General features: G+C 65.9%; 23 protein-coding genes. 7 read left to right on the top strand and 16 right to left on the bottom strand.

Going from position 1 to position 23,162, the window contains the following annotated elements; all coding sequences use genetic code 11:
• Positions 1-100 precede the first annotated feature (100 nt).
• The 8 genes from otsA to mltG all read right to left on the bottom strand — a co-directional run bounded on the left by otsA (position 101) and on the right by mltG (position 7,840).
• Complete coding sequence (gene otsA, locus C7411_RS29905; RefSeq protein WP_110387593.1) at positions 101-1,507, bottom strand: alpha,alpha-trehalose-phosphate synthase (UDP-forming); 1,407 nt, start codon at positions 1,505-1,507, stop codon at positions 101-103.
• A 42-nt stretch (positions 1,508-1,549) separates the two neighbouring features.
• On the bottom strand, positions 1,550-2,797 hold the full coding sequence (locus C7411_RS29910; RefSeq protein WP_110387594.1) for a mechanosensitive ion channel family protein: 1,248 nt from the start codon (positions 2,795-2,797) through the stop codon (positions 1,550-1,552).
• A gap of 205 nt (positions 2,798-3,002) precedes the next feature.
• Positions 3,003-3,365, bottom strand: coding sequence for a Rap1a/Tai family immunity protein (locus tag C7411_RS29915; protein WP_028207010.1), 363 nt, complete (start codon positions 3,363-3,365; stop codon positions 3,003-3,005).
• A gap of 93 nt (positions 3,366-3,458) precedes the next feature.
• Positions 3,459-4,184, bottom strand: a complete 726-nt coding sequence (locus tag C7411_RS29920) for an ankyrin repeat domain-containing protein (protein WP_243413395.1) — start codon at positions 4,182-4,184, stop codon at positions 3,459-3,461.
• Positions 4,185-4,250: 66 nt separating this feature from the next.
• Positions 4,251-5,036, bottom strand: coding sequence for a TatD family hydrolase (locus C7411_RS29925; RefSeq protein ID WP_110387596.1), 786 nt, complete (start codon positions 5,034-5,036; stop codon positions 4,251-4,253).
• 41 nt (positions 5,037-5,077) lie between these two features.
• Complete coding sequence (locus C7411_RS29930; RefSeq protein WP_110387597.1) at positions 5,078-6,121, bottom strand: DNA polymerase III subunit delta'; 1,044 nt, start codon at positions 6,119-6,121, stop codon at positions 5,078-5,080.
• Positions 6,122-6,208: 87 nt separating this feature from the next.
• Positions 6,209-6,829, bottom strand: coding sequence for a dTMP kinase (tmk, locus tag C7411_RS29935; RefSeq protein WP_110387598.1), 621 nt, complete (start codon positions 6,827-6,829; stop codon positions 6,209-6,211).
• Positions 6,830-7,840, bottom strand: coding sequence for an endolytic transglycosylase MltG (gene mltG / locus C7411_RS29940; RefSeq protein WP_110387599.1), 1,011 nt, complete (start codon positions 7,838-7,840; stop codon positions 6,830-6,832).
• A gap of 77 nt (positions 7,841-7,917) precedes the next feature.
• On the opposite strand from mltG, the gene ygfZ reads away from it, so the two are divergent.
• Positions 7,918-8,937, top strand: coding sequence for a CAF17-like 4Fe-4S cluster assembly/insertion protein YgfZ (gene ygfZ, locus C7411_RS29945; RefSeq protein ID WP_110387600.1), 1,020 nt, complete (start codon positions 7,918-7,920; stop codon positions 8,935-8,937).
• A 91-nt stretch (positions 8,938-9,028) separates the two neighbouring features.
• Complete coding sequence (locus tag C7411_RS29950; protein ID WP_110387601.1) at positions 9,029-9,883, top strand: NRDE family protein; 855 nt, start codon at positions 9,029-9,031, stop codon at positions 9,881-9,883.
• Between the two features lie 70 nt (positions 9,884-9,953).
• Here C7411_RS29950 and C7411_RS29955 read toward each other — a convergent pair whose 3' ends face one another.
• From C7411_RS29955 to C7411_RS29990, 8 genes are all read right to left on the bottom strand, one after another.
• Entirely contained in the window at positions 9,954-10,835 is an 882-nt protein-coding gene (locus C7411_RS29955; RefSeq protein WP_110387602.1) for an SDR family oxidoreductase, read from the bottom strand.
• A gap of 89 nt (positions 10,836-10,924) precedes the next feature.
• Positions 10,925-11,923 carry an NADP-dependent oxidoreductase gene (locus C7411_RS29960; protein WP_110387669.1) on the bottom strand — a complete coding sequence of 333 codons (999 nt, stop codon included), beginning with the start codon at positions 11,921-11,923 and terminating at the stop codon, positions 10,925-10,927.
• 109 nt (positions 11,924-12,032) lie between these two features.
• Positions 12,033-12,560 (bottom strand): PaaI family thioesterase, encoded by a 528-nt coding sequence (locus C7411_RS29965; protein WP_110387603.1) that lies wholly within the window; start codon positions 12,558-12,560, stop codon positions 12,033-12,035.
• 8 nt (positions 12,561-12,568) lie between these two features.
• The gene (locus tag C7411_RS29970) at positions 12,569-12,871 is read right to left on the bottom strand and encodes a Dabb family protein (RefSeq protein WP_110387670.1); all 303 of its coding nucleotides are present in this window, start codon (positions 12,869-12,871) and stop codon (positions 12,569-12,571) included.
• Between the two features lie 200 nt (positions 12,872-13,071).
• The gene (locus tag C7411_RS29975; RefSeq protein WP_110387604.1) at positions 13,072-14,250 is read right to left on the bottom strand and encodes an acetyl-CoA C-acyltransferase; all 1,179 of its coding nucleotides are present in this window, start codon (positions 14,248-14,250) and stop codon (positions 13,072-13,074) included.
• A 53-nt stretch (positions 14,251-14,303) separates the two neighbouring features.
• Positions 14,304-14,939, bottom strand: coding sequence for a bifunctional nicotinamidase/pyrazinamidase (gene pncA, locus C7411_RS29980; RefSeq protein ID WP_110387605.1), 636 nt, complete (start codon positions 14,937-14,939; stop codon positions 14,304-14,306).
• Between the two features lie 46 nt (positions 14,940-14,985).
• Positions 14,986-17,067 carry a 3-hydroxyacyl-CoA dehydrogenase NAD-binding domain-containing protein gene (locus C7411_RS29985; RefSeq protein WP_110387606.1) on the bottom strand — a complete coding sequence of 694 codons (2,082 nt, stop codon included), beginning with the start codon at positions 17,065-17,067 and terminating at the stop codon, positions 14,986-14,988.
• Positions 17,068-17,311: 244 nt separating this feature from the next.
• Positions 17,312-19,000, bottom strand: coding sequence for a 3-(methylthio)propionyl-CoA ligase (locus C7411_RS29990; protein WP_110387607.1), 1,689 nt, complete (start codon positions 18,998-19,000; stop codon positions 17,312-17,314).
• A gap of 166 nt (positions 19,001-19,166) precedes the next feature.
• Between C7411_RS29990 and C7411_RS29995 the strand changes: the two genes are divergently transcribed.
• The 5 genes from C7411_RS29995 to C7411_RS30015 all read left to right on the top strand — a co-directional run bounded on the left by C7411_RS29995 (position 19,167) and on the right by C7411_RS30015 (position 23,026).
• On the top strand, positions 19,167-20,765 hold the full coding sequence (locus C7411_RS29995) for a protein adenylyltransferase SelO (RefSeq protein WP_110387608.1): 1,599 nt from the start codon (positions 19,167-19,169) through the stop codon (positions 20,763-20,765).
• Positions 20,766-20,815: 50 nt separating this feature from the next.
• Positions 20,816-21,235: a peptide-methionine (R)-S-oxide reductase MsrB gene (msrB, locus tag C7411_RS30000; protein ID WP_110387609.1), complete on the top strand. Its 420-nt coding sequence runs from the start codon at positions 20,816-20,818 to the stop codon at positions 21,233-21,235.
• A 112-nt stretch (positions 21,236-21,347) separates the two neighbouring features.
• A complete protein-coding gene (locus C7411_RS30005) occupies positions 21,348-21,881 on the top strand; it encodes a septation protein A (protein ID WP_110387610.1) in 534 nt (177 codons plus the stop codon).
• On the top strand, positions 21,878-22,186 hold the full coding sequence (locus tag C7411_RS30010; RefSeq protein ID WP_110387611.1) for a BolA family protein: 309 nt from the start codon (positions 21,878-21,880) through the stop codon (positions 22,184-22,186). Before C7411_RS30005 ends, C7411_RS30010 begins: the two co-directional genes overlap by 4 nt.
• Before the next feature lie 60 nt (positions 22,187-22,246).
• A complete protein-coding gene (locus C7411_RS30015) occupies positions 22,247-23,026 on the top strand; it encodes a peptidylprolyl isomerase (RefSeq protein WP_110387612.1) in 780 nt (259 codons plus the stop codon).
• The last annotated feature ends 136 nt before the right edge of the window (positions 23,027-23,162 follow it).

The following is a 23,162-nucleotide window of genomic DNA, read 5'->3' on the forward strand; positions in this document are numbered from 1 at the left end:
GTACGTGTCAGTTCCGTATCCGTTGCGTGGCGGGTGTCTCGATCAGCCACGCATCATACGCAATCGTGCCGGCGCGCGAACCGCCTGTGTGCCATATCCATCAGCGCGGCTGGGGCACCGCCGCCAGATCGCGCAGGAAGCTGTCTCGCCACACGCCGAGATCGTTGCGTCTAAGCGCCTCCATGTTGGTCCGGTAGCGCGCCTGACGCTCTTCGAGCGGCATCGACAGCGCGCGCTCCAGCGCTTCCGACATGCCGGTCGCATCATGAGGATTCACGAGCAATGCGCCCGTGAGCTCGGCCGCCGCGCCAGCGAAGATCGACAGCACGAGCACGCCCGGATCGTCGGGATTCTGCGCGGCCACGTACTCCTTGGCGACGAGGTTCATGCCGTCGTGCAGCGGCGTCACATAGCCTATCTGCGATTCGCGAAAGAGCGACATCAGTTTCCAGCGGTCGTACTGCTGGCTCAGATAGCGGATCGGCGTGTAATCGAGGCCCGAGTAGCGGCCGTTGATGCGCCCGGCCTCCCGCTCCAGTTCCTCGCGTATCACCTTGTAGCTCGCGACATCCGAGCGGGTCGGCGGCGCGATCTGCACGAGCGTGACCTTGCCGCGCCATTCGGGCGACGTTTCCAGCAACTGCTCGAACGCATGGAAACGCTCGACGAGCCCCTTCGAATAGTCGAGCCGGTCCACGCTCATGATGAGCTTGCGCCCTTCCAGACTCTGCTTGAGGTCGAGCACGTGCTGGCGGCTTTCGTAACGCGCGGCCTGCTCGGCGATCTCGTCCGGAAACACGCCGATGCGGTAGACCCCCGTGCGCAGCTTGCGGCCATACGCCTCGACCTCGCCGTGCTCGGGATTGTCGGCGCGCTCGCGGACCTTGCCGCGCGCCTCGCGCGCGATGTAGTCGTGGAACGCCTGCTGGTCGTTCTGCGTCTGGAAGCCTAAAAGGTCGTAACAGCACAGCGATCTCACGAGTTCGTCGTGCGGCGGAATGGTCTGCAGCACCTGCGGCGAAGGAAACGGAATATGCAGGAAGAAGCCGATGCGGTTGCGCACGCCTTCCGAGCGCAGCGCTTCGGCGAACGGAATCAGGTGATAGTCGTGAACCCAGATGTTGTCGTCCGGGTGGATCAGCTTCATGAGCTTGTGGGCGAGCCACGCGTTCACGCGGCGATAGCCCGCGTATTCGTCGCGCTCGTAGCGCGCGAGGTCGTTGCGGTAATGGAAGACCGGCCAGAGCGTGGCGTTCGAGAATCCGCGGTAGTACTGATCGTAGTCCTTGCGCGTGAGGCCGACGGTCGCAAAGGTGACGTGGCCTTCTTCGACGAGCGTCGGCCCGGCGTTCGCCACCGTCTCGCTCACCACGTCGCCGCTCCAGCCGAACCACACGCCGCCCGCGTCCTTCAGCGCGCCGAATACGCCGACCGCGAGCCCGCCTGCCGAGCCCTTCGTCTCCGTCGGCGTCGCCACGCGGTTGGAGACGACTATCAGTCTGCCCATCTTGCTGTTCCTCCTCCTTTCCCTCTCGACCGCTATCGGCGGCTATCGACCATTATCGCGGCGGTTTGGCTCGCGCGCCGGGCCGTGCGTCTCCAGTTCCTCGTTGCCCCCCGGCACGCGTGTGCCCGTCACGGGATCCGCTTCAGTATGTGCCGCCGTGCTCGCCGCCGCCTGCGGCGCCGGGCGGCGCACGAAGGACGGCAGTTCCCCGGTGCTGCTTTCGAGCTCCGCCGAAACCTCGGCGCGCGCGCGGGGCAGGAATTGCGCATAGTGCTCGTTGACGAAATCGAGCAGCCCTTCGCGCACGCGGCAGCGCAAATCGAAATTCAGGCCCGAGTCGCGCGAACTCACCAGCACGCGCACCTGCATGGCGCGCTCGTTGGCGTCGGTGACCTGCAAAACCTGCACACGGCGGTCCCATTCGGGCGCACCGTCGACGATGCGCGCGAGCGCCTCGCGCAGCGGCGCAAGCGGCATGCGGTAGTCGAGCCAAAGAAACACCGTGCCGATGATCTGCGAGCTGCTGCGCGTCCAGTTCGCGAACGGATTCTCGATGAACCATTGCAGCGGCACGATGAGCCGCCGCTGGTCCCAGATCCGCACCGAGACATAGGTGCCGGTGATTTCCTCGATGCGCCCCCACTCGCCCTCGATCACGACCACGTCGTCGAGCCGGATCGGCTGCGAGAGCGCGATCTGCAAGCCGGCGATCAGATTCGCTAGCACGGGGCGTGCCGCGATACCGGCAACGAGACCGGCAACCCCGGCCGAAGCGAGCAGGCTCGCGCCGATCTGCCTCACGTTCGGAAAGGTCATGAGCGCGGCGCCCACGCCCACGATGATGATGAGGACCATGACCGTGCGCGCCAGCACGCGGGCCTGGGTGTGGATGCGGCGGGCCTGGAGGTTGTCGGCGATGTCGAGCGGATGGGCGGCGATGATGGCCTCGCCGATGGCCGCCGCACAGCGCACCGAAAGCCAGGTGATCGCGGCGATCAGCGCGAACGCGCACAGCTCGCGCAGGCCGCTGATGTGCCGGAGCGTGTCGGGCGCCTGCCACCAGACGAATTCGATCGCGAGGATCGCGAGCACGGCGAGCGCCGGCTTGCGGATATGGCGCAAGAACACGCTGACCCGCGGATACGGGCGTGCGATGCGCAGCAGGATGCGGCCGCCGGCCCAGTGCAGGCCGAACGCGAAAACGAGCGCGAGCACGCTCACGAGCAACGTGCCGAGCCAGTCCTGCAGCGGCGCGTCGGTGAAATGGGAGAGATCGTCGAGTGTCGGCATCTGCGGCCAGTTCCTCCTGAGCATCCTGAGCACCAGGGCGACGCTTGGAAACGGCACGGGCGCCAAGCCCGCGGACGGCCACGGCGACGATTCAGCTGGCCTCGCAGCAGCCTCGATGGTGAACGGCGCGGCGGTGGTCGGTGCCGCGCCGTGTTCCAGCTATGTCTATCTACACGCTACGGGTTACGACTTGAACCGGCCGGCTTCAACTGCCGTTGCCGGTCTTGCAGGGAAACGCCTTGCCGAGCCCGAGCGAGATGGCGGTACTGGCGTTGTAGCCGGCCACGTTCGGGTTGTCGGCAATGTACTTGCGCACCGCGTCGGTGAGCTGCGCCGAGCGCGCATCGGGCGGCAGGCAGAAGTATTGACCCACGCGCGGCCCGGTCGTGCCGCCGATGGCGTCGATGGTGTTGAAGATGCCGTCCGCGGCACCTTCGATATAGGCAGCGCACGCGCTGCGCGAAGCCACGTCGGTCTTCGTGCACAGCCGGTTGAGGTCGCTTGCCGTGAATGCGAAAGCGGAGAGCGGCAGCGCCATCGCGCCCGCACAGATCAGAACCCGCAGCATGGTTCTCCTTGAGTTGTCTTGAGGAGCGGCGCTTCGATCACAGCGGGCGCCGCGGGCGGCCGGGTTGGTTCAGTGCGGCCGTCTTCATCCCCATTATTTTGCACTGTTTTGCGGCGCTGCCGGGCTCGCCGTGGAGAGGCCAGCCTGCGTCATGCGCGCCGTGAGGTCCTTGATCGCGTCCGGCGCCTTGTACTGGCGAGCGAAATCGAGCGCCGTCATGCCGATCTGGTTCTTCGCGCCAAGCGTCGCGCCGTGCTCGAGCAGCATCTGGAGCGTCGTGAGATGGTCGCCGCGCGCGGCCATCATGAGCGGCGTCGTGCCGTTGGGCGACAGCGCGTTGACGTCGGCCGAATAGCCTATCAGGAGTTTCGCGACATCGTCGTTGCCGTTCGCGGCGGCGTAGTGCAGCGGCGTCCAGCCCTTCTTGTTGACCTCGGCGCCCTTGGTGATGAGGAGCTTCACGAAGTCGACGTCGCCGTTGAGCGAGGCGAGCATCAGCGCGTTTTCGCCTGCACGGTCTTCGGCGGCGATGTTCGTCTTCGGGTTGTCGAGCAGCACCGCCCCGACCTTGTCGGACTTCTCGCGCGCTGCGATCACGAGGAGCGGCATGCCCTGGTCGTCGGTGGCGTTCGGGTCCATGCCGTCTGCGAGCGCTTTTTGCACGCCCTTGTCGTCGTCGAACTTGACGCTCTTGATGAGCGAGTCGATCGGGGCGGCATGTGCCGCGGCGCCGAACAGCGTGGCGGCGACGCCGAGCACGAGCGCGGCGGCGGTACGGCGAACGGGGTTGGCGGCGTGCGGAAGCGGTTTCGAGTTCATGTCAAGCCTTAACATTATCTTCTATCTAGTTGATATTTAGCACATTGGCAGCATGCGGTTCGCGATTCAGGCCTGTGGCCGGATCTTGAAGAGCCGGAAAAAGTTCTGCGTGGTGACAGCGCCAAGTTCGGCGTCCGGCAACCCGCGTTGCTGCGCAATGAATCTTCCGACATGGCTCACGTACGCAGGTTCATTGGGTTTGCCACGAAATGGCACGGGCGCGAGATAGGGCGAATCGGTTTCGATCAAAAGGCGCTCGATCGGCACGCGGCGCGCGACCTCCTGCACGTCCGTCGCGCTCTTGAACGTCACGATGCCCGAAAGCGAGATGTAAAAATTCTGCGCGAGCGCGCGCTCGGCAATCGCCCACGGCTCCGTGAAGCAATGCATCACGCCGCCAGGTTCCCCCGCGCGCTCTTCTTCCATGATGCGCAGGGTATCGTCCGAAGCGGCCCGCGTATGGACGATGAGCGGCTTGCCCGTGGCGTGCGCCGCACGAATGTGCGTGCGAAAGCGCTCGCGCTGCCACTCCATGTCGGCGATCGTGCGCTCGCCCAGACGATAGTAATCGAGCCCCGTTTCGCCGATCGCCACCACTTTCGGGTGCTCAGCCAGCTCGACCAACTCGGCCACGCTCGGCTCGCGCATGTGCTCGTGGTCGGGATGTACGCCCACCGACGCGTAGACGTTCTCGTAGCGGCTCGCGATGTCAAGCACCGAAGGCAGCGTCTCGAGGTCCACCGACACGCACAGCGCATGCGTGACGGCGTTCGCGCGCATGTTCTCGAGCACCTGCGGGAGGCGGTCGCCGAGGCCCTCGAAATTGATGTGGCAATGTGAATCGACAAACATGGGTGGTCCTGCGACGAAAGTTTCGGGCCTGACAGTGGACGTCAGGCGAACAGTTCACGATAGCCGAGAAAGAGTTCCTCGAACACGAGGCGCGCATTCAGCGGATGGTTTTCCACGGCGCGTTGCTGCGTAACCGTCTTCAGGTAGCGCGCGAGCGCTGCGGCGTCGAGCTTCGCGGCGCAGCGCGCAAGGCCGCCGGCGGCCTGCGGAAAGTAGCGCGGGCGGCCCGCCGTGCGTTCGGCGAGCAGATCGTAGACCCAGCGCTGCAGCCAGCCGAGCACGAGCGGCACCGGCAGTTTTTGCAGCGTCTCGCCGCAGGCAAAGGCGTCGCACGCCGGGCCCGCCGCGAGCTGCGTCAGAGTCCAGTCGCGCAGCGTGCGGTTTTCGTCATGCGCGAGCGCAAGCGCCGCGAGCGGCGCGCCGCCGGCCTGCGCGAGCAGCGCTGGCGCATCGTCCACGCCCTGCTGCGCGAGCCAGGCCGCGGCGGCTTCGGGCGCGGGCGTGGCCATGGGCCACTGGCGGCAACGGCTGATGATGGTCGGCAACAGGCGGTCGATGCGCGCCGACACCACGAGGAACACCACGCCTGAGGGCGGCTCTTCGAGCGTCTTCAGCAGCGCGTTCGCGGCAGCGACGTTGAGCGCCTCGGCCGGATACAGCACGACCACGCGCAGGCCGCCGCGATGCGAGCCCACGCTCGTGAAGTCGAGCAGCGCCCGCACCTGCTCGATACGGATTTCCTTGCTTGGCGCGCGCCCCTTCTTGCCCTCTTCACCTTCGGCTTTGTCAGCCTTTTCGGCTTTGGCCTCATCGTCGCCGGCCTGGCCGATTTCGGCCGCCAAGGCCTCGGGCACGACGATGCGGTAATCCGGATGATTGCCCTGGACAAACCAGTTGCATGCCGCACAGGCGCCGCACGGCTCGCCGTTGGCCTGCGGCGCTTCGCAGAGCAGCCCCTTCGCCAGATGCTGCGCGAACTGGAGCTTGCCGATGCCCGCCTGGCCATGCAGCAGGAGCGCGTGCGGCCAGTGGCTGCGCAGTTGCTGCAGGCGTTGCCAGTCGTCGGTTTGCCAAGGATAGATCATATTAAAAATCAATCGGTTAAACGATCTTTGGGAGAATTCACACGAAGATCGCGCAGCCCTATCAGAACGCCAAATATTGCCTTGAAATCAAAGCGCTGCGATCACATGCTCGAGTTTCTGGCGAATCGCATCGATACCTTGCGACGAATCGACGATGGCGAAACGATACGGCGCCTCTTCTGCGCGGCGCAGGTATTCGGTGCGCGTGCGCTTGAAGAACGCGTCGGACTCGCTTTCGAAGCGATCGGGCTCGCGCGCCGCGCCGCGCCGTTCGCTCGCCGTGTCCGGCGGCAGGTCGAACAGCACCGTCAGGTCCGGCTGGAAACCGCCCTGCACCCAGCGCTCCAGTGTTTCGAGCTTGTCGCGCGGCAGCCCGCGGCCGCCGCCCTGGTACGCGAAGGTGGCGTCGCTGAAACGGTCGGACAGCACCCAGTCGCCACGCGCGAGCGCGGGCTCGATCACCTTGGCGAGGTGCTCGCGGCGCGCCGCGAACATCAGGAGCGCCTCGGTTTCGAGGTCCATCGGCTGATGCAGCACGAGCTCCCGGATCGACTCGCCAAGCGGCGTGCCGCCGGGCTCGCGCGTCATGACGACCGTACGGCCCGTCGGCGCGAGTTTCTGGGCGAGCTGATCGCAAAACCACGCGAGATGCGTGGTCTTGCCTGCGCCGTCGATGCCCTCGAACGTGATGAATCGGCCCCGCGCCATTTAGTTACCCCGGATGTATTTGTCGACGGCCTTGTTCTGGTCGACAAGATTGTCAGAAAAAACGCTGCTGCCGTCGCCGCGCGCCACGAAGTAGAGCGCCGCCGTCGATGCCGGATTGAGTGCCGCCTGGATCGCCGCAGCGCCGGGCAGCGCAATGGGCGTTGGCGGCAACCCGAGGCGCAGATAAGTATTGTAAAGAGTGTCCGACTGCAGATCGCGCTTGCGCAAATGGCCTACGTAGTTCTCACCCAGACCGTAGATCACGGCGGGATCGGTCTGCAGCGGCATGCCCACTTTCAGGCGGTTCGAGAACACGGCCGCCACGAGCGCACGGTCGGCGGCGCGGCCCGTCTCCTTTTCGACGAGCGAAGCGAGCGTCAGCGCCTCGTAGGGCGACTTGAGCGGCAAGCCGGGCGCACGCGCGGTCCACGCTTCGTTCAGGCGCGTCTGCATCAGGCGGTACGCGCGCCGGTACACGTCGAGATCGCTCGAACCCTTGTCGAACAGATAGGTGTCGGGGAAAAACAACCCCTCGCCGCTGCCGTCCGGGGCGGGCGGCGCGCCGATCGCGGCAAGCAGTTCGGCATCGCTCATGTTTGCCGTGTCGTGGCGCAGCGCGGGGTTCGCGTCGAGTTCGGCGCGCATGTGCCTGAAGGTCCAGCCTTCGATGATGGTGGCGACGGACTCGTTCACGTCGCCTAGCGCCATCTTCTGCAGCACCTCATAGGGCGTGATACCCGCCTTGAACTCGTAGTTGCCCGATTTGAGCTGGCTCTGCAAGCCAAGCACGCGCGTCATGAGCACGAAAAGTTGCGTCTGCACGGGCACGCCGCCGCGCCGCAATTGCAGCGTGACGCTGCGCACGGTGCTGTGCGGTTTGATAGTGACGTCGAGCTGTGGAGCGGCAAGTTCGAGCGGCGTGGTGGCCCAGCGCCATACGCCGCCCGCCGCGGCGGCGCCAATCACGACTAGCGCGGCGCCGGCAACAAGGCATTTCTTCAGAAGGGACATGGAAACACGACTCAGGGGGACCTCATATAATAACTGCTTGCCTTCGCTAAAGTCAGGATTGACTGTTCCCCGAATCCATGAACTCATCGCTCGATCCCGCTTCCACGCTTTCCGCTCCTGAATCCACGGCCGGCTTCGACGCCGTTCTGAAAGGCGGCGCTTACGCGATCCTGCCGCAGTTCGGCGTGATCGACGCCAATGGCGACGACGCCGCGACCTTCCTGCACAGCCAGCTCACCAACGACGTCCAGCATCTCGACGCAGCCGGCGCGCGCCTCGCGGGCTACTGCTCGCCCAAGGGGCGTCTCCTCGCCTCGTTCCTCACCTGGAAAACCGGCGACACGATCCGTCTCCTGATCTCCAGGGACGTACAGGCAGCGGTGCAAAAGCGCCTGTCCATGTTCGTGCTGCGCGCCAAGGCCAAACTCACCGACGACAGCGACACGCTGCTCGTGGTGGGGCTCGCGGGCGACGTGCGCGGCGCGCTCGCGAGCGTGTTCGACGCATTGCCCGACGGCGTGCACGTGAAAGTGGACGACCCCGCGGGCACGCTGATCCGCGTGCCCGACGCGGCCGGCGTGCTGCGTTATCTGTGGGTCGGCCCGAAGGAAGCGGTGCAGGAACGACTCGCGAAGCTCGACGGTGCGCTCAAGCGCGTATCGCCTGCGGTTTGGGACTGGCTCGACATTCGCGCGGGCGAGCCGCGCATCACGCAAGCCGTAAGCGAGCAGTTCGTGCCGCAGATGGTCAATTACGACGTGCTGGGCGGCGTGAACTTCCGCAAGGGCTGCTACCCTGGCCAGGAAATCGTCGCGCGCAGCCAGTATCGCGGCACGATCAAGCGCCGTACCGCACTCGCCAATGTGGCCGCGAGTCTGGACGCCGCGCACGCGGGCGTCGAACTCTTCCATTCGGACGACCCGAGCCAGCCTTGCGGCATGGTCGTGAACGCCGCCGCCGCACCCGAGGGCGGTGTCGATCTGCTCGCCGAAATCAAGCTCGCCGCGCTCGAAACGGGCAGCGTGCACCTGGGCGCCGCGGACGGCCCCGCGCTGCGCGTGCTGCCGCTGCCGTACGCGTTGCCGGTCGAAATTTGACGCCGCTCGCTGTGTCCATCGCGAGCGAGGCGCCCTGCGTCTCACGTCGTGTGGGCGCGGCCCGACTCCCGACCCTGCAAGGGCCAACTGCATGTGCCTGATCGTCTTCGACTGGCGTCCGCGCGCGAGCGCCGGCGCGCTTTTCACGCTCGCGGCCAACCGCGACGAGTTCCTGCGCCGCACCGCCGACCCGCTGCACTGGTGGAACGCCTCGGACGACATCACGTCGCCAGGCAGTTCGGCAACGGGCGTGCTGGCGGGCCGCGATCTCGTGGGCGGCGGCACCTGGCTTGGCATGACGCGCAGCGGCCGCTTCGCCGCGCTCACGAACTATCGCGCGCCCAACGACATGCGCCCCGACGCGCCCACGCGCGGCACGCTCGTCTCGCGCTGGCTCACCGGCGCGCAGGGTCTGCCCGATACGCCGCTCGGTTATCTCGACGAGATCGCGCGCTCGGGCGACCTCTACAACGGCTTCAACCTGATCGTCGGCGACTGGGCGAGGCGCGAGATGGCGTGGTACTGCAATCGCGCGGACCGCGCGCCTGCCTTGCTGCCCGAAGGCACGCACGGCATTTCGAACGCCGTGCTCGACACGCCGTGGCCCAAGCTCGTGCGCAAGCGCGAGGAACTCGCGCAACTCGCGGGGGGCGACGCGCAAGTCCCGCTCGCGCGGCTCGTGGACATGATGCGCGACCCGCAGGTCGCGCCCGACCGCGAGTTGCCCGCCACGGGCATTTCACTGGAGCGCGAACGCGCGCTTTCCGCGGCATTCATCGAAACGCCCGACTACGGCACGCGCGGCACCACGGCGCTGCGCGTCACGCTGCGCGGCGCCCTGCTGGACGTGGAAGCGCTGGAGCGCAGCGACGACGATGGCTCGCACCGCGTCGTGCGCCCGGGCGCCTTCGAGCGGCGCGAGACCTATACGGTCGAAAGAGGCTGAGCGCGTTTCAGGTGCCCGTGCCGAACGCCAGGCGCAGCGCACGGGCGGCCTGCTGCTGCGCGCGCCGCGCTTATTGCGGCACTTTCTTGACTTCAGGTTTGAGCGAGAGCGGATCGGTCGGGTTGCGCAATGTTTCGATATCCTCATGACGCAGGTGCACCGAAGGGAGAATCTGCGGATGCGTGAGGATATAGAAGCGCCCTTCCCGCACGGCGTCGAACGTCGCCTTTGCGACGTCGTCGGGCGTGAGCTTGCCCGAACGCACCGCACGCTGCAACTGCAGGTCGGCGGCTTGCTGCGAGCGCGTGGGCGGCGCTTCGTTGCGCAAGTCTTCGGGGCGGCTGCGCCCGGCGTTTGCAATGCCGGTGGACACAAAGGCCGGACACAGCAGCGAGCAGCTCACCTTGTCGGTCACGTTCTTCAAGTCGTGATAGAGCGTTTCGGTGAGCGAGACCACAGCATGCTTCGACGCGTTGTACACGCCCATGGCGGGCGGCGAAAGCAGCCCCGCCACCGAAGCCGTGTTGACGATATGCGCGCGCTCGCCCTGCGCGAGCATCACCGGCGTGAAGCTGCGCACGCCATTGGCCACGCCCATCACGTTCACGCCGAACACCCAGTCCCAGTCCTTCGCGCTGCTTTCCCACACGAAGCCGCCGGTGCCGACGCCCGCGTTGTTGAAGAGTAGATGGACTTTGCCGTAGGCGTCGAGCGCAGCCTTTGCGAGTGCGTCGACCTGTGCGGCATCGCGCACATCGGTGCGCACGCCGACCGCCTGCGCGCCGCCTTCGCGCAACGCATTGACGGTTTCGTCGAGCAGCGCCTGATCGACATCGGCGAGCACGAGCTTCATGCCGAGCGCGGCGGCCTGCTGCGCGAACGCGCGGCCAAAGCCGCTTGCCGCGCCCGTGATGACGGCCACGCGGCCGTCGAACTCAAACGGTTCGGACATTGCGAATCCTGCGGTGAAGGTTGCGGTGAATACTGCGGACGGAAAAGCAAAGCGCCCTTTCCGGGCGCTTGCGCCAAACAGTGAAACGGTTAGATCAGCTTGACGAGTTGCTTGCCGAAGTTCTGGCCTTTGAGCATGCCGAGGAACGCGCCGGGCGCGTTCTCGAGCCCCTCGGCGACGGTCTCGCGATACACGAGCTGCTGCTTCGCGACGAGCGTACCCAGCTCCATCAACGCCTGCGGCCACACTTCCATGTGCTCGCTCACGATAAAGCCCTGCACGAGCAGGCGCTGCGTGAGCAGCAGTTGCGGATACTTGAGCGGCATAGGCTCGCGGTCGTAACTGGCGATCATCCCGCATAGCGCGATGCGGCCAAATGCGTTCATGCGCGCGAGCGTAGCGTCGAGCACCGCGCCGCCGACGTTCTCGAAATAGCCGTCCACGCCGTCCGGCGTTGCGGCCTTGAGGTCCTGATAGAGATTGCCGGCCTTGTAATCGACGCAGGCGTCGAAGCCGAGCGTCTCCACGACATAGCGGCATTTCTGCGCGCCGCCCGCGACACCCACCGCGCGGCAGCCCGCGCGCTTCGCGAGCTGGCCGACCACGCTGCCCACCGCGCCGCTCGCCGCGCTCACGACGACGGTTTGCCCCGCCTTCGGCTCGATGATGCGGTTCAGGCCGTACCACGCGGTGACACCCGGCATGCCCACCGGCCCGAGGTACGCGGAAAGCGGCACATGCGTCGTATCGACGACACGCATGTCGAGGCCGTCTGAGGTGCCGAACTCCTGCCAGCCGAACATGCCCACGACCTTGTCGCCGACCTTGAACTTCGCGTTGCGCGACTCGACCACTTCGCCCACCGTTCCGCCGATCATCACCGAGTCGAGCGGCTGCGGCGCCGCGTACGACTTGCTGTCGTTCATGCGCCCGCGCATGTACGGGTCGAGCGACAGGTAGTGGTTGCGCACGCGCACCTGGCCGTCTTCGAGCGGCGCGAGCGGTGTTTTGACGAGGCGGAAGTTATCGACGCTCGCGGCGCCTTCCGGGCGCGAAGCGAGCAGGATCTGGCGATTGGTCTGGGTCATGGCGTCCATGTTGCTTCGTTGGGCGCGGCGAGCGTTGTACACCTGCCGCGCAGGAAAACAGCAATCGGGTGCACACGAGCAACGCCCTCGCACGCGCCCGATCGCGCATTTAACCGTCGCTCGGGCCCGGCCGCGCACCGGGGTCGCTGCGCAGACGCTGACGCGTCACGTCGCGGCCCACCGCAAGCCGGCGCATGTACTTGAAGGTGCCGAGCGCCTTGGCGACGAAATGGCCTTCGCTGTCGCGAATCTCGCCTTCGCAATAGGCCATGGTGGTGGAACGGTGCAGCACGCGGCCAGTGGCGCGCAACTCGCCGCGCCCCGGCTGCATGAAGTTCACTTTCATTTCGACGGTGACGACGCCCACGCCGTCGGCGGCGACGCTGCGCGCCGCCATCGCGAGCGCGATATCGGCGAGCGTCATCGTGACGCCGCCGTGCGCGACGTCCCACGTATTCAGATGCCGTTCGGCGAGCGGCAGCACGACTTCGCTCGCGCCGTCGCGCGCGCTCACGAGTTGCGCGCCGAGATGCTCGACGAAGGGACTCTCGATGACCGTGAGCGACGCTTGCGGTTGTGGTGCGTCTTCGCCTTTTGGCGCGCCGCCGCCCTGCGATTGATCTGCGGTACTGGTCATGATGCGCCTCAGACCACGTAATCCACGCACTGGCGCGACTCGGCCACGAGCTTCGCGAACTGCTTCACGACGAGATGTTCGGGGTGGTCCTGATAGCCGTCGAGCGCGGCCTGATCGGCGAAATCGGCAATGAGTACGAGGTCGAACGTGGAAGCCAGGCCCGGCTCGGCCACACCGGCTTCGAGGTGCAGCGTGCCCGGCACGAGATCGCGGCAGCCTTCGAGCAAGGCCTTGAACTTCACGACATTCTCGGCACGCGTCGCGCCTTCGGCCGACTCCTTGAACCTCCACATCACGATATGACGAATCACGAACTCACCTCTTGCAGTCTGCATGGAAACAGGCGCCGCACCGTACGCGCGCCGACAGCCGTCATGATACCCGCAGCGGCTCGGGCGCGAGAGCGGCCCGGCGCGCGTATGGCGCGTATGGCGCGTATGGTGCGTACGGCAGCGGGAAAGCGATGAAATCGTGTGTGCGGCAGCGGGCATGTCCACTGCCGCACCGCGCATCACACGACTTCGAAGAGGCCGGCGGCGCCCTGCCCCCCACCGATGCACATCGTCACCACGACGAACTTCGCGCCGCGGCGCTTGCCTTCGACAAGCGCATGACCCGTGAGGCGCGCGCCCGACACGCCATACGGGTGGCCGACGGCAATCGCGCCGCCGTTCACGTTCAGGCGCTCGGCGGGAATGCCGAGCTTGTCGCGGCAATACAGCACCTGCACCGCAAACGCTTCGTTCAGCTCCCACAGGTCGATGTCCTCGACCTTCAGGCCCGTCTGCCTGAGCAGTTTGGGCACCGCGAACACGGGACCGATGCCCATCTCGTCCGGCTCGCAGCCCGCCACCGCGAAGCCGCGGAAAATGCCGAGCGGCTGCAGGCCTTCGCGCTCCGCGACTTTCGCGTTCATCACGACGCAGGCGCTCGCGCCATCCGAGAACTGGCTCGCGTTGCCGGCCGTGATGACGCCGCCCGGCATCGCCGTGCGGATCTTCGCAACGCCTTCGAGCGTGGTGTCGGCGCGAATGCCCTCGTCGGCGGCGATCGTCACTTCCTTCGTGACGAGTTGGCCCGTGGCCTTGTCGGCCACACCGGCAAGCACCGTCATCGGCACGATTTCGTCGTTGAAGAGACCCGCTGCCTGTGCGGCCGCCGCGCGCAACTGCGACTGCACGCCGTACTCGTCCTGGCGCTCCTTCGGGATTTCATAGCGCTTCGCGACGTTCTCGGCCGTTTGCAGCATGCTCCAGTAGATTTCGGGCTTGTGCTGGTTGAGCCAGCCTTCGGCCATCATGTGGCGGTTCATCTCGTTCTGCACGCACGAGATCGATTCCACACCGCCCGCGACGAACACATCGCCTTCCCCCGCGATCACGCGTTGCGCGGCAAGCGCGATCGTCTGGAGTCCGGACGAACAGAAGCGGTTCACCGTCATGCCCGGCACGCTCACGGGCAGGCCCGCACGCAACGCGATCTGGCGCGCGATGTTCGCACCCGTTGCGCCTTCGGGGTTCGCGCAGCCCATGATCACGTCTTCCACGCGCGCGGGGTCGATCTTCGCGCGCTCGACGGCGGCTTGCGTCACATGCCCGCCGAGCGTGGCGCCGTGCGTCATGTTGAAGGCGCCCTTCCAGGATTTGGCGAGGCCCGTGCGGGCGGTCGATACGATTACAGCGTCAGTCATGCGATGTCTCCCACTACGAATATTGAATCCAGAGGATGTCTTTGCCTGGACGTTCAAGCGGACAAGGCCAGCACCCCGGCCGATTGCGCGCGCTTCACACCGGCGGCAAGCAATTGCTGCCACGCGGCGGCAAGCGAGCCGTTCAGGTCGATGGCGCGCGAGGCATCTTCGATCAGCACGGTTTCGAAGCCCGCGGCGCGCGCGTCGAGCGCGGACCACGCCACGCAATAGTCGGTCGCGAGGCCGCAGCAGTACACGCGCTTCACACCCACGTCGCGCAGATAACCCGCGAGGCCCGTAGGCGTCTTGCGGTCGGCTTCGAGAAACGCCGAGTAGCTGTCCACATCGGCGTGATGACCCTTGCGGATCACCGCGCGCGCATGCGGCACGTCGAGGTCGCGATGCAGCGCGGCGCCTTCGGTGCCCTGCACGCAATGCACGGGCCACAGCACCTGCTCGCCGTAGGGCAGCGCCATCGTCCCGAACGGTGCGCGTCCCGCGTGGTTGGCCGCAAACGAAACGTGCTGCGCCGGGTGCCAGTCCTGCGTGAGCACCACGTTGCCGAAGCCCTGCGCGAGCCGGTTCGCGACCGGCACGACTTCATCGCCGAGCGCAACGGCAAGCGCGCCACCCGGCATGAAGTCGTATTGCAGGTCGATCAGCAGGAGCACGTCGTCTGCGCTTCTCATGATGTTCGTCCGCCTGTTCGTCCGCTTTTGCGTCCGTAAGTGATGCTTAGTTGAATGTACCGCCGCTCGCAGCCAGCTCGACGATCGAAGGCGCGACTTCCCACGCCTCGCCGTTGCGCTGCTGCGCATAGCGGCGAATCGCGCGCTCGACGTTGTAGAGGCCCACCGTGTCGGCGTACAGCATCGGGCCGCCGCGCCACAGCGGGAAACCGTAGCCCGTGAGATAGACCATGTCGACGTCCGACGCCTTGGAGGCGATGCCCTCCTCGAGAATCTTCGCGCCTTCGTTGACGAGCGAGAACACGAGACGCTCGACGATTTCCTCATCGCCGATCTTGCGGCGCTCCACGCCGGCTTCCTTCGAGTACGCCACGATCATCTCGTCGACGAGTTTCGACGGCAGCGCGTCGCGCTCGCCCGCCTTGTAGTCGTACCAGCCGGCGCCGGTCTTCTGCCCGAAGCGGCCGGTCTCGCACAGACGGTCGGCGATCTTCGAGTACTTCATGTCCGGGTGTTCCTGATAGCGGCGCTTGCGAATCGCCCAGCCGATATCGTTGCCGGCCAGGTCGCTCATGCGGAACGGGCCCATCGCGAAGCCGAACTTCTCGATCGCGCGGTCCACTTGCGCGGGCAGTGCGCCTTCCTCGAGCATATAGAGCGCCTGACGCACGTACTGCTCGATCATGCGGTTGCCGATGAAGCCGTCGCACACGCCCGACACCACAGCCGTCTTGCGGATCTTCTTCGCGACCTGCATGACGGTGGCGAGCACGTCCCTGGCCGTTTCCTTGCCGCGCACGACTTCTAGCAGCTTCATTACGTTGGCAGGACTGAAGAAGTGCAGGCCCACCACGTCCTGCGGGCGCTTCGTGAATGCCGCGATCTTGTCGACGTCGAGCGTCGAGGTGTTCGAGGCGAGGATCGCGCCAGCCTTGGCGACTTCGTCGAGGCGCTTGAACACCTGCTCCTTCACGCCGAGTTCTTCGAACACCGCTTCGATGACGAGATCGGCCTGCTTGAGGTCGTCGTAGGAGAGCGTCGGGCTGATGAGCGCCAGGCGCGCTTCCACCTTCTCCTGCGTGAGCTTGCCCTTCCTGACCTGCGCTTCGTAGTTCTTGCGGATCGTGGCGAGGCCGCGATCGAGCGCTTCCTGCTTCGTTTCCAGCAGCGTGACCGGCACGCCCGCGTTGAGGAAGTTCATCGTGATGCCGCCACCCATCGTGCCCGCGCCGATCACCGCAACTTTCTGGATCTCGCGCGTGGGCGTGCCCGCCGGCACATCGGGAATCTTGCTCGCCGCGCGCTCGCCGAAGAACGCGTGCCGCAGCGCACGGCTTTCCGGCGTCTGCACGAGTTCGAGGAAGCATTCGCGCTCGAACCCGAGGCCCAGGTCGAAGCCCTGCTTCACACCCGCCGCAACAGCATCGACACACTTCACCGGCGCGGGATAGTGCTTCGCCATCGCGCCAACGGTGTTGCGCGAGAACTGCAGGAAGCCTTCGGCGTTCGGATGTTCGATTTTGCGATTACGCACGAGCGGATGGGGGCCCGGCTTGTCGGCCGCCTTGCGCGCGAAAGCGACGGCCTCTTCGAGCAGATCGCCCTGCGCCATGGCGTCGAAGAGCCCCGACGTCGCGAGCTTTTCGCTCATCACCGGCGCGCCCGTGACGATCATGTTGAGCGCGGCTTCGAGGCCGATCGCACGCGGCAGACGCTGCGTGCCGCCCGCGCCCGGCAGAATGCCGAGCTTCACTTCGGGCAGTGCGATCTGCGCGCCGGCAGCGGCGACACGGTAGTGCGCGCCGAGCGCCAGTTCGAGACCGCCGCCCATGGCCACACTGTGGATCGCGGCCACGACCGGCTTCGCGCTCTTTTCGACCTCCCGGATGACGGTGTGGAGCGTGGGCTCCTGCATCGCCTTCGGCGTGTTGAATTCGGTGATATCCGCGCCGCCCGAGAACGCCTTGCCGGCGCCCGTGATCACAATGGCCGCAACGGCCGGATCGCCCGCGGCACGTGCGAGACCCTCGACAATGCCTGCGCGGGTCGAATGCCCGAGGCCGTTGACGGGCGGGTTATTGAGCGTGATGACGGCGACGCCGTCGCGAGTCGTGTAGTCCACTGCCATTTGCCTGCCTCCATGCTTGCGGGCCGCGAGGTGCGTCGTCGGCTTCATTGTCCGACATTCCCGGTCAGCAGGCAGAATACCCAAAAAAGAACGTTCGTTCAATTTTTTGCTGCGCTGCGGATGCCAGGGTTTGTACCGAACGGATGAAGCCGGCGGGTCGGCGGGCAAAAACCGGAAGAAAAAAACGCAGCCGGATGGCTGCGCCGGAGAACCTTGCGCGGCTGCGCGGGCGGTTCGGGGTGGCTTATCCGCGCTTCGCGGCGTCTTGTGCCGGATCGAACGGACAGCCCTCCACTGCGAGCGCGGTCGGCAACACGTAGGCGCGGAACTGCTCGCGCAGCTTGAGCTTTTGCAGCTTGCCCGTTGCCGTGTGCGGTAATTCGTCGACGAACACGGCGTCGTCGGGCAGCCACCATTTGGCGACCTTGCCTTCGAAGAAGGCGAGCAGTTCTTCACGCGTGACCGCCGCGCCGGGCCTCTTCACCGCGACGATGAGGGGCCGCTCGGTCCAGCGCGGGTGCGCGCAGGCAATGCACGCAGCCTCTGCGATGGCCGGATGCGCCACTGCGATGTTTTCGAGGTCGATCGAGCTGATCCACTCGCCACCCGACTTGATCACGTCCTTGCTTCGGTCGGTGATGTGCAGGAAGCCGTCGGGGTCGATCGTGGCGACGTCGCCGGTGGGGAACCAGCCCTCCACGAGCGGCGAGCCGCTTTCCTGGCGGAAGTAGCGGTCAATCACCCAGGGCCCGCGCACGTGCAGGTCGCCGAACGTCACCCCGTCCCACGGCAGTTCCCGCCCGTCCTCGCCGACGATCTTCATGTCCACGCCGAAAATCACGCGTCCCTGCTTTTCGAGCAGCGCGCGCTGGGCCTCGCGCGGCCGCTTCGATTGCGCCCAGTTGAGCTTCGAAAGCGTGCCGAGCGGCGACATCTCCGTCATGCCCCACGCGTGGATCACCTGCACGCCGTATTCGTCCTCGAAGGCGCGCAGCATGGCGGGCGGGCACGCCGAGCCGCCGATCACCGTGCGGTTGAGCGTGGAGAAGCGCACGCCCGCGCCGCGCATGTAGGCGAGCAGGCCGAGCCAGACAGTCGGCACGCCGGCCGAGGCAGTCACGCCTTCGGCCTCCATGAGTTCATAGAGCGACTTGCCGTCGAGATCCTTGCCGGGCAGCACGAGCTTCGTGCCCGCGAGCGGGGCCGCATGGGGAATGCCCCATGCGTTCACATGGAACATCGGCACGACGGGCAGAATCGCGTCGAGCGCGGAGAAGCCCATCGCATCGGGCAGCGCCGCTGCGTAAGCGTGCAGCACCGAAGACCGGTGCGTGTAGAGCGCCCCCTTCGGGTTGCCCGTGGTGCCGGAGGTGTAGCAAAGGTTCGAGGCGCTGCGCTCGTCGAGTTCGGGCCACGTGTAGCGGCCGTCCTGCGCGGCGAGCAGCGTTTCGTAGCAGAGCACTTGCGTGCGCATTGGCGGCCGGTGCGACTCGTCGCACAGCGCGATCCAGCCGCGCACGTTCGGGCATTGCGGCGCGAGCGTATCGACGAGCGCGGCGAACGTAATGTCGAACAGCACATAGCGGTCGTCGGCGTGATTGACGATCCAGGCGATCTGCTCGGGAAAGAGCCGCGGATTGATGGTATGACACACGGCACCGAAGCCGGTCACGCCAAAATAGGCTTCGAGGTGCCGGTAGCCGTTCCAGGCGAGCGTGCCCACGCGTTCGCCCGGCGCCACGCCCAGCGCGATGAGCGCCTGGGCGAGCTGCTTCGAGCGCGCCTCGCACTCGCGGTACGTGTAGCGATGAATGTCGCCCTCGATGCGGCGCGAGACGATCTGCGCGCTGCCATGGTGGCGCGCCGCATGCGCGATCAACGACGGGAGCGTGAGCGGCACATCCATCATCTGTCCCAGCAGCGGCGCACTCATCGGTAGCAGTCTCCTCGCGGTGATCGGCGTTGTGTGTCGTGTCTTTCGTGTTTGACTTCGCGTTGGCCTTTCGCGTATCGGGCCGGCACGCCGGCAAGCTTCGGACGCGCTCCAGCACGCCGCCGGGTGCGGACTTACAATATCGAGTATTCAACAGGCCCTCAATATGTCGTTTTCACCAGGCACTACCGAATCCCAAGGCGGCTCGTCCGCTGCGCACACGCCCGCCACCGGTCCGCTCGCCGACTTCGAGCGCGCATTGACCGTGCCGCGCGACAATGCCTTCGCCGCACTCGGCGCCCGCTTTTACACGCGCCTGCCCGGCGCGCCGCTGCCTGCGCCTTACGTCGTCGGCTTCTCGAAGGGCATGGCCGCGCAACTCGGGCTCGATGCATCGGTTGTTGGCGATCCCGCGTTCGCTGGGTTCTTCTGCGGGAATTTCACGCGCGAGCGCTCGCCTTCGACCATGTCGCACGCAACGGTCTACTCCGGCCACCAGTTCGGCGTATGGGCGGGCCAGCTCGGCGACGGCCGCGCGCTCACGCTCGGCGAGGTCGAGCACGACGGCAGGCGCAACGAGGTCCAGCTCAAGGGCGCGGGCCGCACGCCCTACTCGCGCATGGGCGACGGCCGCGCGGTGCTGCGCTCGTCGATCCGCGAGTATCTGTGCTCGGAGGCCATGCATCATCTCGGCATTCCGACGACGCGCGCCCTCACGGTGATCGGCTCCGACCAGCCCGTGCGCCGCGAAGAGATGGAAACGGCTGCAGTCGTCACGCGCGTGTCGCCGAGCTTCGTGCGCTTCGGCCACTTCGAGCACTTCTATTCCCACGACGACGTGGACGCGCTGCGCGCGCTCGCCGACCACGTGATCGCGCGCTTCTATCCGCAGCTGCGCGAAGCCGACGACCCGTACCTCGCCCTGCTCGACGAAGCGGTGCGCAGCACGGCCGCGCTGATGGTCGAGTGGCAGGCCGTGGGCTTCTGCCACGGCGTGATGAACACCGACAACATGTCGATCCTCGGCCTCACCATCGACTACGGTCCGTTCGGCTTCATGGACGGCTTCGACGCCAACCACATCTGCAATCATTCGGACTCGCAGGGCCGCTACGCGTACCGCATGCAGCCGCAGATCGCCTACTGGAATCTCTTTTGCCTCGCACAGGCGCTCGTGCCGCTGTTCGGCGCGCACTACGACATCGCCGACGAAAAGAAGCGCGGCGAGCGCGTGGTGGCCGACGCGCAAGGTGTGCTCGAACGCTTCAAGGGACACTTCGCGCCCGCGCTCGAAGCGCGCATGCGCGCGAAGCTCGGCCTCGAACACGAGCGCGAAGGCGACGACGCACTCGCGAACAAGCTGTTCGAAATCATGCATGCCAACCGTGCCGATTTCACGCTGACGTATCGCCATCTCGCGGGCGTTTCGAAGCATGACGCGAGCGGGGATGCGCCGGTGCGCGATCTCTTTCTCGATCGCGCCGCCTTCGACGCCTGGGCCGCCGACTACCGCGCGCGCCTTGCACACGAAACACGCGACGACGCCGCGCGCGCCGAGGCGATGAACCGCACGAATCCGAAATACGTGCTGCGCAATCACCTCGCGCAAACGGCGATCGAGCGCGCCGCCCAAAAGGACTTCAGCGAAGTCGAGCGGCTCGCGAGAGTGCTCGAGCGGCCATTCGACGAGCAGCCCGAGAACGCGTCGTACGCAGGGCTGCCGCCCGACTGGGCGAGTTCGCTCGAAGTCAGTTGCTCTTCGTGAACGCGCCCCCATCTATGCGATCCTTGTTTCCCACCCGACAGGAACCCGACATGAGCCAGGACGACCACAATTCCCCCTCCTACCCCGGCTACAAGTCCGACGAGCAATGGCGCGAGCAGCTCGACGAAGGCCAGTACCAGGTCACGCGCCATGCGGCCACCGAGCGCGCCTTCACGGGCAAGTACTGGGATCATTTCGATCGCGGCGTGTACGACTGCGTGTGCTGCGGCACGCCGCTCTTCGAGTCCGACACGAAATTCGACGCGGGTTGCGGCTGGCCGAGCTACTTCCGGCCGATCAACGGCGAGGTGATCGAGGAGAAAACCGACCGCACGCACGGCATGCTGCGCATCGAGGTGCGCTGCAGGAACTGCGGCGCGCACCTCGGCCATGTGTTCGAGGATGGTCCGGCCCCGACGGGCCTTCGGTATTGCATCAATTCGGCTGCGCTACAATTCGAGCCCAAGTGAACGCTGGCAAGGCAGCCCCGCGCCCCGCGCGGGGCGCCGCTGGGTAATCCGGGGCCTTGAAAGCGTCGTGCCCTCTTTTGCCGGGCTCATTTCGTCAACTCTCAGGCCGATAATGAAATTCCTGTTTGACCTGTTCCCGATCATCCTCTTTTTCGTCGCCTTCAAGCTGTGGGGCATCTTCACGGCGACGGCCGTGGCGATTGGCGCTACGCTCGTGCAGATCGCGTGGGTCGCGTTCCGTCACCGCAAGGTCGACCCGATGCTGTGGCTTTCGCTCGGTATCGTCGTCGTGTTCGGCGGCGCCACGCTGATGCTGCACGACGAAACCTTCATCAAGTGGAAGCCCACCGTGCTCTACTGGGCGTTCTCGGTCGTGCTGCTCGTTTCCCAGCTGGCATTCGGCAAGAACCTGATCGAAGCGATGATGGGCAAGCAGATCACGCTGCCGCCGCGCATCTGGACGCAACTGAACTTCGTCTGGTCGATCTTCTTCGCGCTGCTCGGCATTCTCAATCTTTTCGTGGCGTTCCACTTCTCCACCGACGCCTGGGTCGACTTCAAGCTCTTCGGCGCGACCGGCATCCTCGTGGTGTTCATCGTCGGCCAGAGCCTGTGGCTTTCGCGTTACATGAAGGAGGAAGAATGAGCGACGTCTTTCTCAACGCCAGCCCCGCCGAGCGCATGGCGCTCATCGAAACGCGCCTGAGTGCGGCGCTTGCGCCCGTTTCCATCGACGTGCGCGACGACAGCGCGCAGCACGCCGGACATGCGGGGGCCGCTGCCGGCGGTCACTATCATGTCACGATCGTTGCGCTCGCATTCGCGGGGAAAGCCCGCGTGGCAAGGCATCGCATGGTGTATGATGCGCTGGCCGAGGCCATGCAGCGCGGCATTCATGCACTCGCGATCACGGCGCTCACGCCCGAAGAAGCCGCGGCGCTGCCCCGGTAGCCCACGTTAGATTTCGTTGTTTTTGTTCGCCATTTTGGTTCGCCCCGTTAGGACTTTCCGATGACCTTGAAGAAAACCCATCTTTGGGTGTTGCTGGCTGCGTGCGCGGCGGCTCCCGCCTTTGCGCAGAACATCGCCGTCGTGAACGGCACGCCGATTCCCAAAGCGCGCGCCGATGCGCTGGTCGAGCAGCTCGTGCATCAAGGCCAGCAGGATTCGCCGCAGCTGCAGATGGCCGTGCGTGAAGAGCTCGTGAATCGCGAAATCCTCATGCAGGAAGCCATTCGCGAAGGCATTCCGAACAAGCCGGACGTCAAGGCGCAGATCGCCGTGGCACAGCAAACCGTCGTGCTGCGCGCGCTGATCGAAAACTTCGTGAAGAACAACCAGCCGAGCGACGCCGAAGTCAAGGCGCGCTACGACCAGTTGACCAAGGATGCGGGCGGCAGCGAATACCACCTGCACCACATCCTCGTGGACAACGAGCAGCAGGCCAGGGACCTCATCGCGAAGATCAAGGCCGGCGCCAGCTTCGAAGACCTCGCAAAGCAGTACTCGAAGGACCCGGGCTCGGCGAAGAACGGCGGCGACCTCGACTGGTCCGATCCGAAGGCTTATGTGCCGGAATTCGCGGCTGCGGCCACGCACCTGCAAAAAGGCCAGATGACCGATACGCCGGTGCACACGCAGTTCGGCTGGCACATCATCCGCGTGGACGACATCCGCCCGGTCACGCCGCCGCCGCTCGAGCAGGTGCGCCCGCAGATCGTCCAGCAGATCCAGCAGGAAAAGCTGCAGGCGTTCGAAGAAAATCTGCGCAAGCAAGCGAAGATTCAGTAAGGCTGCACGCGGCTCTGAGTGCTGCAAACAACCCCGCGACCGTCAAAGGCGCGGGGTTTTTGTTTGCCGCTACCCTGGCGCTCGTTGAACCGCCGCAAAAAATGCGGCGATTAACGCAGGTATTCGCCCCAAGACC

Source organism: Paraburkholderia silvatlantica, assembly GCF_003096715.1.
GTDB lineage: Bacteria > Pseudomonadota > Gammaproteobacteria > Burkholderiales > Burkholderiaceae > Paraburkholderia > Paraburkholderia silvatlantica.

What these genes read in the sequence shown, in the direction of transcription:
- C7411_RS30005 (WP_110387610.1), top strand. Translation starts at nt 21,348, where the DNA reads ATGAAATTCCTGTTTGACCTGTTCCCGATCATCCTCTTTTTCGTCGCC.
- C7411_RS30010 (WP_110387611.1), top strand. Translation starts at nt 21,878, where the DNA reads ATGAGCGACGTCTTTCTCAACGCCAGCCCCGCCGAGCGCATGGCGCTC.
- C7411_RS29955 (WP_110387602.1), bottom strand. Translation starts at nt 10,835, where the DNA reads ATGTCCGAACCGTTTGAGTTCGACGGCCGCGTGGCCGTCATCACGGGC.
- C7411_RS29925 (WP_110387596.1), bottom strand. Translation starts at nt 5,036, where the DNA reads ATGTTTGTCGATTCACATTGCCACATCAATTTCGAGGGCCTCGGCGAC.
- msrB (WP_110387609.1), top strand. Translation starts at nt 20,816, where the DNA reads ATGAGCCAGGACGACCACAATTCCCCCTCCTACCCCGGCTACAAGTCC.
- C7411_RS29965 (WP_110387603.1), bottom strand. Translation starts at nt 12,560, where the DNA reads ATGACCAGTACCGCAGATCAATCGCAGGGCGGCGGCGCGCCAAAAGGC.
- C7411_RS29995 (WP_110387608.1), top strand. Translation starts at nt 19,167, where the DNA reads ATGTCGTTTTCACCAGGCACTACCGAATCCCAAGGCGGCTCGTCCGCT.
- C7411_RS29950 (WP_110387601.1), top strand. Translation starts at nt 9,029, where the DNA reads ATGTGCCTGATCGTCTTCGACTGGCGTCCGCGCGCGAGCGCCGGCGCG.
- C7411_RS29990 (WP_110387607.1), bottom strand. Translation starts at nt 19,000, where the DNA reads ATGAGTGCGCCGCTGCTGGGACAGATGATGGATGTGCCGCTCACGCTC.
- pncA (WP_110387605.1), bottom strand. Translation starts at nt 14,939, where the DNA reads ATGAGAAGCGCAGACGACGTGCTCCTGCTGATCGACCTGCAATACGAC.
- C7411_RS29930 (WP_110387597.1), bottom strand. Translation starts at nt 6,121, where the DNA reads ATGATCTATCCTTGGCAAACCGACGACTGGCAACGCCTGCAGCAACTG.
- C7411_RS29975 (WP_110387604.1), bottom strand. Translation starts at nt 14,250, where the DNA reads ATGACTGACGCTGTAATCGTATCGACCGCCCGCACGGGCCTCGCCAAA.
- C7411_RS29915 (WP_028207010.1), bottom strand. Translation starts at nt 3,365, where the DNA reads ATGCTGCGGGTTCTGATCTGTGCGGGCGCGATGGCGCTGCCGCTCTCC.
- C7411_RS29985 (WP_110387606.1), bottom strand. Translation starts at nt 17,067, where the DNA reads ATGGCAGTGGACTACACGACTCGCGACGGCGTCGCCGTCATCACGCTC.
- C7411_RS29920 (WP_243413395.1), bottom strand. Translation starts at nt 4,184, where the DNA reads ATGAACTCGAAACCGCTTCCGCACGCCGCCAACCCCGTTCGCCGTACC.
- mltG (WP_110387599.1), bottom strand. Translation starts at nt 7,840, where the DNA reads ATGTCCCTTCTGAAGAAATGCCTTGTTGCCGGCGCCGCGCTAGTCGTG.
- tmk (WP_110387598.1), bottom strand. Translation starts at nt 6,829, where the DNA reads ATGGCGCGGGGCCGATTCATCACGTTCGAGGGCATCGACGGCGCAGGC.
- C7411_RS30015 (WP_110387612.1), top strand. Translation starts at nt 22,247, where the DNA reads ATGACCTTGAAGAAAACCCATCTTTGGGTGTTGCTGGCTGCGTGCGCG.
- C7411_RS29960 (WP_110387669.1), bottom strand. Translation starts at nt 11,923, where the DNA reads ATGACCCAGACCAATCGCCAGATCCTGCTCGCTTCGCGCCCGGAAGGC.
- otsA (WP_110387593.1), bottom strand. Translation starts at nt 1,507, where the DNA reads ATGGGCAGACTGATAGTCGTCTCCAACCGCGTGGCGACGCCGACGGAG.
- C7411_RS29910 (WP_110387594.1), bottom strand. Translation starts at nt 2,797, where the DNA reads ATGCCGACACTCGACGATCTCTCCCATTTCACCGACGCGCCGCTGCAG.
- ygfZ (WP_110387600.1), top strand. Translation starts at nt 7,918, where the DNA reads ATGAACTCATCGCTCGATCCCGCTTCCACGCTTTCCGCTCCTGAATCC.